The organism is uncultured Arthrobacter sp., assembly GCF_964021775.1.
Taxonomy (GTDB): Bacteria; Actinomycetota; Actinomycetes; order Actinomycetales; family Micrococcaceae; genus Arthrobacter.
The window spans coordinates 67,070-77,948 of the sequence record NZ_CAXHZI010000016.1; the positions used below are offsets into that span (position 1 = coordinate 67,070).

Here is a 10,879-nt window from a genome sequence, read left to right on the forward strand (position 1 = left end):
GCGGGGTTTGCGAGGGAGTTGGGCATCATGCTCGATCTCCTGAGGGCCGAACACGGCGGCCCGCGGGCCCTTGCCCGGCGGCGGGATGCGCGGCTGGCCGCGCTTGTGGTGCACGCCCGCACCAGCTCCCCGTTCTACCGGGAGCTGTACCGCGGGCTCCCAGCCGGGGACGTCACGCGCGGGGACGTCTCGCTTCGCGACCTGCCGCCGGTCATTAAACCGCAGCTGATGGCCCGCTTCGACGACTGGGTGACCGACCCCGATGTCACCCGGACCGATCTGGAGGCCTTCGTCGCCGATCCGACCCTGGTCGGCAGCCGCTACCGCGGCCGGTACTTCGCGTGCACCAGTTCCGGGACCACGGGACACCCGGGACTGTTCGTGCACGACCCCGCCGCCGTCGCGTGCTACCGGGCGCAGGGGATCCGGGCGGTCCGGAGCACCGTCAACGCCGGCGTGATGCCTGCCCTGCTGCGGCGCGGCATCCGCACCGCTGTGGTGGTGGGAGCCGGCGGCCACTTCGCCGGCGCCGTGTGGCTTGAGTCCGAGCGGCGCCGCAGCCGGGGCCGCCGCCGCGCCTACCGCCTGTTTTCCGTGCAGCAGCCGCTGGAGTCGCTGGTGCGGGCGCTCAACGACTTCGACCCGGCCCTCGTGGTGGGCTATCCCAGCGCCCTCGAACTCCTGGCCGAGGAGCGGGACGCGGGCCGGTTGCGGATCCGGCCCGCGGTGGTGGAGTCCAGCGGCGAGTCCCTCGGCGACCCGGCCCGGCTGGCGGCGTCGCTGGGCTGCGGGGTCCACAACGTCTACGCCGCCTCGGAGTTCAGCCCCATCGCCCTGGACTGTCCCCGCGGCTGGCTCCACGTGAACAGCGACTGGGTCATCCTGGAACCGGTCGAGGCAGACTACCGGCCAACGCCCGAGGGGCAGCCGTCCCATACGGTGCTGCTGACCAACCTCGCCAACCGGGTCCAGCCGCTGATTCGCTACGACCTGGGGGACTCCGTGATCGCCAAAACCGGCCCCTGCGAATGCGGCAACCCGCTGCCAGCCGTCCGCGTGGCCGGCCGGCACGACGACGTGCTGCACCTGGACAACGCCAGCGGCCGCACGGTGAGTATCCTGCCGCTGGCCGTCACGGCGCCGATCGACGGCGCGCCCGGGGTGCACCGCTGCCAGCTGGTCCAGTCCGGCCGGGCGGAAGTGCGGGTCCGGCTTGAACTGGAGCCCGGCGCAGCGGCGGATGAGGTGTGGCAGGACGTGGCAGCCAAGCTCGCCGGTTTCCTGGCCGGCCAAGGCCTGGCGAACGTGAAGCTGGTCCGGGCCGGTGAGGCGCCGGAGCAGACCGGCGCGAGCGGAAAGTTCCACCAGGTCATTGCGCTGAAGCATGACCCGGACTAAAAGAGCCGGCCAAGACCTAGAAGAACATCGGCGGGGCGTCCAGCACGGTCTCGTCCACCCGCCGCTGCTCCCACTGGCTGAACGGCTTGTCCAGCTCGTACTTGCCCTGCCACGTGCGCAGGAGGGTACGGATCTCGGCGTTGTCCGGATTGTTCAGGGACTCGAAGTACTCCACCGACCAGTGGAACCAGCGCATGCAGAACAGCCGCATGGTCAGCCCGTGCGTCACGAACAAGGCATTCGGGGCATAGTTCGGCTTGGACCAGTGCCGGTAGAGCGTTTCCATGAACGAGGAGATCCGGTCGTAGACGTCGGAGCCGGATTCGCCTTCCCGGAAGCGGTAGAAGAAGTGGCCGTAGGCGTTGCGGAGCTCCTTTTGGTCCTCGATGTCGCCCGCTATCTGGAAATTCGCCCAGTCCTGCTCGCGCAGCCGCGGTTCTTCGATCACGCGTTCGGTGAGGGACCCCAGCCGGAGCGCCTCGAGGGTCTGGTAAGCCCGGAGGTAGGGGGAGACGTAGACGCAGACCTTTTGCCCGTCCAGCCGGCGCCGCAGCTGCTCGCCGGCGGCCGTGGCCTGCTCGACGCCGAGCGGGGTCAGCGGGATCCGGTAATCGGGCACCCGGTTGTAGATCGAGGTGTCGGCGTTGGCGGCGGACTGGCCATGCCGGATCATGAAAATTTTCCCGGGCGCACTCACAGCCCAAGCATAGGCACTTGCAGTCAACTCCCGGCAACGGCAGGCAAGATAGAACCATGTTGGTTCCCTCCCGCCGTCGGCTGCGGCTAGAAGTCTGGATTGTCCTGGGCCTGTCCCTGGGGCAGTCGGCGGTTTATTCGGTGGTGCAGCTGCTGGACAAGCTGACCCGGGCGCCGCTGGCGCAGGGCACCTCGACGCTGAACCGTTCGCAGAGCAGCCGCGAGTATTTCGACCTTACCTACCAGTTGCTGGACATCATCTTCGCCTTGGTTCCGGTGGTGCTGGTGATCTACTTCCTGACCGAGCACCGGCCCGCCGGCCTGTCCAGCGGCACCGGCGCCTCGGCCTTCCGGAAACTTGGCTTCAACTTTGCCCGCCCCGGCAAGGACCTGCTGCAGGGCCTGGGCCTCTTCGCCCTGATCGGCGTCCCATCGCTCGGCCTCTATGCGGCCGGCCGAGCGCTGGGAATCACGACGGCGATCATCCCCAGCGCGCTGGACTCCTACTGGTGGACGGTGCCGGTTTTGATCCTCTCCGCGATCCGGCACGGGATCGTGGAAGAAGTGATCGTGGTGGGCTACCTGCTGGACCGGCTCGGCAAGTTCGGCTGGGGCATGCCGCTGGCGATCTTCGCCAGTTCGATGCTGCGCGGCAGCTACCACCTCTACCAGGGCTTCGGGCCCTTCATCGGCAACGCCATCATGGGCGTCATCTTCGCGCTGATCTATACGAAGACGCGACGCGTGATGCCGCTGGTGATCGCCCATGCGCTGCTGGACATCGTGGCCTTCGTCGGGTTCAGCCTCTTCGGCAAGGCGATCGGCCTCGGCTAGGCGCACCAGGCCTTAAAAGGATTCGGCCGCCAGCGGTGGGTGGCATCATTGGCACCCGCTGCTGGCGGCCGAAGTTTTTCGGGCAGGAAGCGTCAGATGGTGACGGCTCCGGAATCGGTTTCGAAGGTGACGGACAGGATGCCCGGCGTACCGTGCGGGGCCAGCCAGTTCACGTCCACATCCTCCAGCGGCTTCTCCACCGGTTCGCCCAGCCACTCGGTGACCCGCTCGGCGGAGCCTGCGATGGTGAGCGCGGACATCTTGACGCCGCTCTCGTAGGCGTTGGACGGGTGCAGGGCAGGATCGCCCTCCCACTTGAGCATGTAGGGGACCTGCGGATCCGCGATCAGGCCCAGGATGCCGATCTGCTTCCAGACCAGTTCGCGGCCGTCGGGGAACTTGCGGTTGCCGTTGACGGCAGACCGGCCCAGGCGCTCCTCGAAGGGTGCCAGGTCGTCAACCTCAACGCACCAGCCCATCCAGCCGCCGCCGGCGGCGGAACGGGCCCGGACGGCCTGGCCGAACGGCGCCTTGTCCGAGGCAGGGTGGTCCAGGACCTCCACAACCTCCAGGTACTTGTGCCCGGCGAGCGGGATAATCATGTTGCGGGTCCCGAACCGGGGGTGGACACCGCCCTTGACGGCTTCGACCCCGAGGGCGGACGCGATACGTTCGGTGGTGGCAGCGAGGCCATCTTGTTCACAGGCGTAAGAGACGTGATCCATGCGCATGCCCTCATCTTGGCACTTTGTGATGGAGCTCTCAGCTTAGGCTGTCCTAACCCTGATGGGATGTCATTTTCCAGGGCTCCAGGGCCGGTCCACGGGCCAAATTCATATTCGTCACAAAGCTATCCAGCCGCCGTCGAGCCTTCCTAAACTGGAGCCAGGTCATGAGTGCCAGCACCAAGCCCCGGCTTGCTGGCCGGCAACCCTCCTTGCGCGGTGGGGTGCCCCGGGTGAAGACCTGGCCCTCCGGCGCCCGCCGGGAGGCAAGCGCGGCGGCAGAGCCGTTCCGGTCCCGGGAGGACCGGAAGGGCCTGTGCCCAGTCACTCAGGAGATCCCCGATGTCCAACGCCTGGTCCTTTGAAACCCGCCAGATCCACGCCGGCCAGGAGCCGGATTCCGCCACCGGTGCGCGGTCGCTGCCGATCTACCAGACGACGTCGTTCGTCTTCCCCAGCGCGGAAAGCGCGGCCAACCGCTTCGCGCTCGCCGAACTCGCCCCCATCTACACCCGGATCGGAAACCCCACCCAGGACGCGGTGGAGCAGCGCGTGGCGAGCCTCGAGGGCGGCCTCGGGGCGCTTCTGCTCAGTTCCGGGCAAGCCGCCGAAACCCTTGCGATCCTCAACATCGCCGAGGCCGGGGACCACGTGGTGGCCAGCCCCAGCCTCTACGGCGGCACCTACAACCTGCTGGCTCACACGCTGAAGAAATTCGGCATCTCGGTGACCTTCGTCGCGGACCCGGACAACCTGGAGCAGTGGCGCGACGCCGTGCAGCCGAACACCAAGCTGTTTTTCGGCGAGGTGGTGTCCAACCCGCGGCAGGACGTGCTGGACATCGAGGGCATCGCGGACGTGGCGCACCGGGCCGGGGTGCCGCTGATCGTGGACAACACGCTCTCCACCCCCTACCTGATCCGGCCGATCGAGTGGGGCGCCGACATTGTGGTCCACTCGGCCACCAAATACCTCGGCGGGCACGGCACCGCGATTGCCGGCGTCATCGTGGACTCCGGCAACTTCGACTTCGGCAAGGACCCGGAGCGCTTCCCCGGCTTCAACACCCCTGACCCCACCTACAACGGCCTGGTCTACGCCCGTGACCTCGGCGAGGACGGTGCGCTGGGCGCCAACCTGTCCTACATCCTCAAGGCCCGGGTCCAGCTGCTGCGCGACCTCGGCTCCGCCGTCTCGCCGTTCAATGCCTTCCTGATCGCCCAGGGCATCGAGACGCTGAGCCTGCGGATGGAGCGGCACGTCGCCAACGCCGTCAGGGTCGCCGAATGGCTGGAGGCCAGGGCCGACGTGAATCCGTCGCCTACGCCGGGCTGCCGTCCAGCCCCTGGTACGAACGCGGCCGCAAGTACGGGCCGAAGGGCACCGGCGCCGTCGTCTCCTTCAACCTGGCCGGGGGAGCGGAGGCCGGCAAGCGCTTCGTCGACGCCCTCGAACTGCACTCCCATGTGGCGAACATCGGCGACGTGCGCTCCCTGGTCATCCATCCGGCGTCGACCACGCACAGCCAGCTCTCGCCGGAGCAGCAGGCGGTGGCCGGCGTCAACCCCGGCCTGGTGCGGCTTTCGGTGGGACTCGAACACATCGACGACATCATCGCGGACCTCGACGCCGGCTTCCGCGCGGCCAAGAACGCCTGAGGCGGGCGGCGCCGACGGGACCGGCTGTCACACAGCCGTCACAATCTTCGCGCTTGCGCCGCCTGGTTTCGTAGAATCGAGGCAGGTCATGAGTGCCAGCGACAGCCCCGGCTTGCTGGCCGGCAACCCTCCATTTGCGGCGGGGTGCCCCGGGTGAAGACCTGGCCTGCCGGTCAGCTGACGGCGGGCAAGCGCGAAGTTAGGTCCTCACATGACGATTGCCGTCACCCGCACGGGTGTACCCGAATGCAAACCCTCCGCTGTTCCTGATGGGACGGTGCAGTACCTCCCGATCGGTTCTTTGGCCCTTGAATCCGGTGCCACCCTGCCGGAGGTCACCCTCGCCTACGAGACCTGGGGGACGCTGAACGCCGACGCCTCCAACGCCGTGCTGATCGAGCACGCGCTGACCGGGGACACCCACGTCACCCGCGGCGCCGGCGAAGAGCCGGGCTGGTGGGAACAGCTGGCCGGCCCGGGCGCCCCGGTGGACACGGACAAGTACTTTGTGGTCTCGATCAACATCCTCGGCGGCTGCTACGGCTCCACCGGGCCGTCCACGCCGGCCCCCGACGGACGGCCCTGGGGCTCGCGGTTTCCGCTGGTCACCCTGCGGGACAGCACCGCCGCCGAGGCGCGGCTCGCCGACGCGCTGGGAATCAGCAGCTGGTATGCCGTGCTGGGGGGTTCGCTCGGGGGAGCCCGTGCGCTGGAGTGGGCGGTCAGCTACCCGGACCGGGTCCGGCGCTGCGCCGTGATTTCGATAGGCGCCCGCAGCACCGCCGAGCAGATCGCGTTCGCCCAGGCCCAGACCCTGGCGATCCACCAGGACCCCAACTTCAACGGCGGTGACTACTACGGCGGCCCGGAACCGGACGCCGGCCTGGCCCTGGCGCGCCGGATCGCCCACATCACCTACCGTTCCGCCGCGGAGCTGGACGCCCGCTTTGGCCGGAACGCCCAGGCGGCGGAGGACCCGTTGGAAGCCGGGTCGCTGGCCGGCCGGGGCCGTTACCAGGTAGAGAGCTATCTGGACCACCAGGGCAACAAGCTGGTCCGCCGCTTCGACGCCAACAGCTACATCGCCATCACCGAGGCGCTGATGAGCCACGACGTCAGCCGCGGCCGGGGAAGCCTGGAGCAGGCTGTTTCGCGGGCCACCGCGGAGTTCTTTGTGGCGGCCGTGGACTCGGACCGGTTGTATTTCCCGGCCCAGTCCCGTGAACTCGCCGGCGCGCTGCCGGGCGAGGTGCCTGTGCACGTCATCGAGGCGCCGATCGGCCATGACGGCTTCCTGACCGAAATCGGGCAGCTCAGCGAACAGCTCCGCGGCAACTTCTTCGCCTAGCCGGCACCAGCTCGTGTGCATTTTTGCAGACGCCCTCTGCGCGATTGGTCGTTGAGCCTTCCGCGCCCGCAGTCCATACTCGTGGAGAATGACGCCGTGTGTCCCAACTCACACACACGTTAGTCAGCCCAATGGTCCACAGGGTGTCGAAGGCGACACCGAAGGAGTTCGCATGAGCACGGAAAACGCCGCCGCAAGGCGCGCAGAGGACACCGACGTCAAGACGTCAGGTCTCAAGAAAGTAGTGGCAGCCTCGATGGCCGGCACGGTGGTGGAGTGGTATGAATTCTTCCTCTACGCCTCGGCGGCGACGCTGGTCTTTGGCAAGATGTTCTTCCCCAACTCCGGAACGGAACTGGACGGCATCATCGCCGCGTTCCTGACCTACGCGGTGGGCTTCGTTGCCCGCCCCATCGGCGGCATCGTCTTTGGCCACTTCGGCGACAAGTTCGGCCGCAAGCAGCTGTTGCAGCTCAGCATCATCCTGGTCGGTGTCTCGACCTTCCTGATGGGCTGCCTGCCGAGCTTCCAGCAGATCGGCTACTGGGCTCCGGCGCTCCTGGTCTTCCTGCGCTTTGCCCAGGGCTTCGCCGTCGGCGGTGAATGGGGCGGCGCCGTCCTGCTCGTCGCCGAGCATAGCCCCAGCAAGTCCCGCGGCTTCTGGGCCAGCTGGCCGCAGTCGGCGGTCCCGATGGGCAACCTGCTCGCCACCGGCGTGCTCTTCCTGCTCTCCTCCATCCTGTCCTCGGCGGACTTCCTCGGCTGGGGCTGGCGCATCGCCTTCTGGCTCTCCGCCGTGATCGTGGTCATTGGCTACTACATCCGCACCAAAGTCCAGGACGCCCCGATCTTCCTCGAGGCACAGAAGGAAGTTGTTACGGAAAACAAGGGCTACGGCGTGGCCGAGGTCTTCCGCCGCTACCCCCGCGGCGTCTTCACCGCCATGGGCCTGCGTTTTGCCGAAAACGTCCTGTACTACCTCGTCGTCACCTTCTCCATCACCTACCTGAAGGTGATCGTCCAGGCCGACACCTCGCGCATCCTGCTGCTGCTCCTCGTGGCGCACTTCATCCACTTCTCCGTGGTGCCGATGGTCGGCAAGCTCTCCGACCGCTTCGGCCGCAAGCCGGTCTACATGGCCGGCGCCGTCCTGGGCGGAACCTGGGGCTTCTTCGCCTTCCCGATGATGGACACCAAGAACGACCTCATCATCCTCGCCGCCATCACCATCGGCCTGCTCTTCCACGCCCTGATGTACGCCGGGCAGCCGGCCATCATGGCCGAGATGTTCCCGACCCGGATGCGCTACTCCGGTGTTTCCCTGGGCTACCAGGTCACCTCGATCGTGGCCGGGTCGCTTGCCCCGATCATCGCCAGCTCGCTGCTGGGCCAGTACAAGTCCTCCACCCCGGTTGCCATCTACCTGCTGGGCGCCTGCCTGGTCACCGTCGTGGCGGTCTACTTCCTGAAGGAAACCCGCGGTATCTCGCTCCACGACGTCGACGCCGCCGACGCCCAGGGCACTGCCGACCTCCTGGCCGCCGGTAAGAAGTAACCGGCAGACAACTGCACGAGTCAAGACCAGGCAGCCCCCGTCCGCGCATTGCGGGGACGGGGGCTGCTGTCGTTGGGATCGGGAGATCGTGGACGCCGCTCGCATCGGCAGGGGACCGGTTCACGGAGCCAGCGGGGCGTTACGCCCGTGTAGCGAACTGCACCTGTATGAGTTTGAGCTCGGCGCGTGGAAGCACGGCGGTGACGACGCCGCCGCCCGCTAGTTCCGCGCCAATGCCATATACATTCGGATTAGTATCGACCTCAGCGCCGGGTACTTCGACCCCATTCACCAAGACACCGGCCTGAGCGTTGACCATCCGGTCCGTCACTGCGAGTGCGGGTTGGTCCCAGGAACCTTCGCTCAGTCCGAGCTCCTGCCGGTACCGGTTCGTGAGGATGTGGTTGACGTGTTCGACCAGCACGCTGTGGAGCGAAGTGCGCGGGGATGGGTCACGGTGCCAGGTAGTTCGCACGGCCTCCCACAGCTGCGGATATAGCATGCGCTGCACCTGCTCGACTAGCCATGCGGGTCGGGGCCATTGCGGAACAACGTCGATCGCTCTGCGAGCCTGCTCGTTGGGGTCGGCGAGATTAATTGGGTCCGAGCGGTCAGCTGGGTTTCGCCAGAGGGTGTAGGTGACACTCGCTGCCATTTCGCTGTATCCACGATCGTCCTCGCCGGATGTCAGACTCACGGTATCCGCATCCTCCAGCGAGGGCTGGGACACGAGTCCCATCACGGGGATGGGCATGAGTTTCAGTCGCTTGGCCTGCTCGACCCGGGGATCGGGCGCGTCCTCGGGGAGAATTCCAGTCATCCTCATGCCACGATTATGGCCTTGAAGCGAAAGGCTGGGCTATTGCGCCGGACGGTTTGGAACGTCGGCGTCCCATGTCAGGTCTGCGCCCTCATTCAATGGCAGCGCTTCGATGGCGGGGTCCCGCACTAGTGCCGCTACGAGTTCATGACTGCCGGCGACCACCGTGGAGTCGAAGTCAATTTCGGTCACCATGACCCAGCTTCTGTCTGCCGGCCATAGGATGCTCGGTGACTGCGGGAATTGTGGGGAATGGTGCCAGGGCACTTGATCCACCCACGCGGTGTGACGGTAAAGCTGTGGCGCGGCATCGAACAGGTAATAGTCGCGGCCCGGCAGGGTCAGTGTCTCGCCTTTGATCACCTCCGATGGCAGCAGGCCGCGACCGAGATCCGTGTCCAGCGCGGCGGCGGAAGTATTCTCCACGGGCGTCGAGTCGTCCGAAAAAGTGAGCTGGGCATAGCCGATGGAGCTTGTAGGTCCTCCCCATCCTTCCCAAATGGCGGTCACACCCTCGTTTGGCGTGGACGTATGTTCACAGAGACGGGCAACCAGTGCTGCCAGTATGTTCGGTGCGAGGTTGCCGGTTAGGGGTTCAGCGTAGCGCCAGCCTTCGCTGTCGAAGAGTTCCTGCCCGTTCGGTAGTTGCCCACGAATTCGGTGGAATTGGGCCAATGGGTGCATCTTGGTCCCGACAGCACCCGCCACCTCAGACCAGCGGACCTGTTGCTCGACGAGGGGGAAGACGCCTGCTCGGGAATGTCCGTGCCAGGAACCGGTGTCCTTGGGGCGGTCCCGGGTCGCCGGATGGAAGATTCTGGCGTAGGCGGGGAAGCCCCGTGGCACCACGACATGCATGCCATGCCACACGGGATCCACCAGAGGCTTCAGCCGTTCACCGGGCGCAGCATTGGGCAACGATTCCATGGCGCCAGCCTAATAGTCGGCGCGGGGCAAGCACTGGGAAAGGTTGCGAAACGCGGCCGGATTGAAGCTGGCGCGACCCTGTGAGGGCGCCCGTCCGCGCCGGCAATGTTGACAAGACCGAGGACGCGAGCGGTGCTAGGGTCCTGGAATGACTTTGCGACTTGGGGTGTACGGAGACAGCATTTCCACGGGTTGGCGGGGGATTTCCCACGTCGGCAAGCGGTGGACGTCCATTGTGAGCCGGAACCTTGGGTTGGAGGAGCACAATTTCGCCGTCAACGGCCTGGGATTTCTTACCAAGCGCGACACCGACGCATTCGAAAAGCATCCGCTGGACATGGTGATTGACGCCGACCCACACATCGCTCTGATTGCGCTCGGTGCCAACGACTACCCGCAATTGCCTGACAACGATGACCAACTCCGTCGGACCATCATCCAGGACATGTCGAGGCTGCGCGATTCACTCCCGGATTCCCAGGTGCTCGTCGTAGAGCCCTACTGGCCTTTCCGGGAAGAACCGCCTCGAATCCGCCGCGTCTTTGATCTCCATGCAGAGTGCGCCGAGGAAACAGGTCTGCCGTTCCTGTTGGGCCAGTACGGCGTCTTCGCCGACGATCCCACGCCGTTCTTCTACCCGGAACCGGACCAGATCCACCCGAACGATCTCGGCCACGCCAAGCTGGCGGAGGTCATGACGGAAGCACTCGAACCATACGTCGCCAAGGCCCGGGCCGCCGGCTGACTCACCTCCGGGGTGCTGCCGCCTGATCACACCTTCACCAATCGATGGCGTCCTATTCCGGGCATTGAATGCCACCAGAAGCACAACACTCCGAAACACCGCGATCACCCGGTCTAGTTGTATTGTCCCGGCACGTTGATGACACGTGGTTTGATTTGACGCAATAAGAGGAC

Annotated in this window: 9 protein-coding genes, 1 pseudogene and 2 riboswitches; of the genes and pseudogenes, 6 read left to right on the top strand and 4 right to left on the bottom strand. The window is 66.3% G+C overall.

What is annotated here, in order from left to right; all coding sequences use genetic code 11:
• Positions 1-27 precede the first annotated feature (27 nt).
• Entirely contained in the window at positions 28-1,398 is a 1,371-nt protein-coding gene (locus ABIN76_RS13170; protein WP_346960142.1) for a phenylacetate--CoA ligase family protein, read from the top strand.
• A 16-nt stretch (positions 1,399-1,414) separates the two neighbouring features.
• Here the strand turns inward: ABIN76_RS13170 and ABIN76_RS13175 are convergent, their stop codons facing one another.
• Positions 1,415-2,071 carry a histidine phosphatase family protein gene (locus tag ABIN76_RS13175; RefSeq protein ID WP_346960151.1) on the bottom strand — a complete coding sequence of 219 codons (657 nt, stop codon included), beginning with the start codon at positions 2,069-2,071 and terminating at the stop codon, positions 1,415-1,417.
• Positions 2,072-2,151: 80 nt separating this feature from the next.
• Here ABIN76_RS13175 and ABIN76_RS13180 point away from each other — a divergent pair, with 80 nt between their 5' ends.
• On the top strand, positions 2,152-2,928 hold the full coding sequence (locus tag ABIN76_RS13180) for a CPBP family intramembrane glutamic endopeptidase (protein WP_346960143.1): 777 nt from the start codon (positions 2,152-2,154) through the stop codon (positions 2,926-2,928).
• Between the two features lie 92 nt (positions 2,929-3,020).
• Here the strand turns inward: ABIN76_RS13180 and ABIN76_RS13185 are convergent, their stop codons facing one another.
• Positions 3,021-3,659 (bottom strand): VOC family protein, encoded by a 639-nt coding sequence (locus ABIN76_RS13185; protein ID WP_346960144.1) that lies wholly within the window; start codon positions 3,657-3,659, stop codon positions 3,021-3,023.
• 157 nt (positions 3,660-3,816) lie between these two features.
• Positions 3,817-3,932: riboswitch (SAM riboswitch) on the top strand.
• 63 nt (positions 3,933-3,995) lie between these two features.
• On the opposite strand from ABIN76_RS13185, the pseudogene ABIN76_RS13190 reads away from it, so the two are divergent.
• From ABIN76_RS13190 to ABIN76_RS13200, 3 genes and pseudogenes are all read left to right on the top strand, one after another.
• Positions 3,996-5,311, top strand: a pseudogene (locus ABIN76_RS13190) (bifunctional o-acetylhomoserine/o-acetylserine sulfhydrylase).
• Positions 5,312-5,395: 84 nt separating this feature from the next.
• Positions 5,396-5,511, top strand: a riboswitch (SAM riboswitch).
• An 11-nt stretch (positions 5,512-5,522) separates the two neighbouring features.
• Complete coding sequence (locus ABIN76_RS13195; protein WP_346960145.1) at positions 5,523-6,659, top strand: homoserine O-acetyltransferase; 1,137 nt, start codon at positions 5,523-5,525, stop codon at positions 6,657-6,659.
• A 172-nt stretch (positions 6,660-6,831) separates the two neighbouring features.
• On the top strand, positions 6,832-8,214 hold the full coding sequence (locus ABIN76_RS13200; RefSeq protein ID WP_346960146.1) for an MFS transporter: 1,383 nt from the start codon (positions 6,832-6,834) through the stop codon (positions 8,212-8,214).
• A 139-nt stretch (positions 8,215-8,353) separates the two neighbouring features.
• On the opposite strand, the gene ABIN76_RS13205 is transcribed toward ABIN76_RS13200, so the two are convergent.
• On the bottom strand, positions 8,354-9,040 hold the full coding sequence (locus ABIN76_RS13205) for a hypothetical protein (RefSeq protein ID WP_346960147.1): 687 nt from the start codon (positions 9,038-9,040) through the stop codon (positions 8,354-8,356).
• 33 nt (positions 9,041-9,073) lie between these two features.
• Entirely contained in the window at positions 9,074-9,961 is an 888-nt protein-coding gene (locus ABIN76_RS13210; protein WP_346960148.1) for a hypothetical protein, read from the bottom strand.
• A gap of 148 nt (positions 9,962-10,109) precedes the next feature.
• On the opposite strand from ABIN76_RS13210, the gene ABIN76_RS13215 reads away from it, so the two are divergent.
• On the top strand, positions 10,110-10,706 hold the full coding sequence (locus ABIN76_RS13215) for an SGNH/GDSL hydrolase family protein (protein ID WP_346960149.1): 597 nt from the start codon (positions 10,110-10,112) through the stop codon (positions 10,704-10,706).
• Positions 10,707-10,879 lie beyond the last annotated feature (173 nt).

Coding starts and splice junctions, on each gene's coding strand:
- ABIN76_RS13170 (WP_346960142.1), top strand. CDS start 28: ATGCTCGATCTCCTGAGGGCCGAACACGGCGGCCCGCGGGCCCTTGCC.
- ABIN76_RS13175 (WP_346960151.1), bottom strand. CDS start 2,071: ATGATCCGGCATGGCCAGTCCGCCGCCAACGCCGACACCTCGATCTAC.
- ABIN76_RS13180 (WP_346960143.1), top strand. CDS start 2,152: ATGTTGGTTCCCTCCCGCCGTCGGCTGCGGCTAGAAGTCTGGATTGTC.
- ABIN76_RS13185 (WP_346960144.1), bottom strand. CDS start 3,659: ATGCGCATGGATCACGTCTCTTACGCCTGTGAACAAGATGGCCTCGCT.
- ABIN76_RS13195 (WP_346960145.1), top strand. CDS start 5,523: ATGACGATTGCCGTCACCCGCACGGGTGTACCCGAATGCAAACCCTCC.
- ABIN76_RS13200 (WP_346960146.1), top strand. CDS start 6,832: ATGAGCACGGAAAACGCCGCCGCAAGGCGCGCAGAGGACACCGACGTC.
- ABIN76_RS13205 (WP_346960147.1), bottom strand. CDS start 9,040: ATGAGGATGACTGGAATTCTCCCCGAGGACGCGCCCGATCCCCGGGTC.
- ABIN76_RS13210 (WP_346960148.1), bottom strand. CDS start 9,961: ATGGAATCGTTGCCCAATGCTGCGCCCGGTGAACGGCTGAAGCCTCTG.
- ABIN76_RS13215 (WP_346960149.1), top strand. CDS start 10,110: ATGACTTTGCGACTTGGGGTGTACGGAGACAGCATTTCCACGGGTTGG.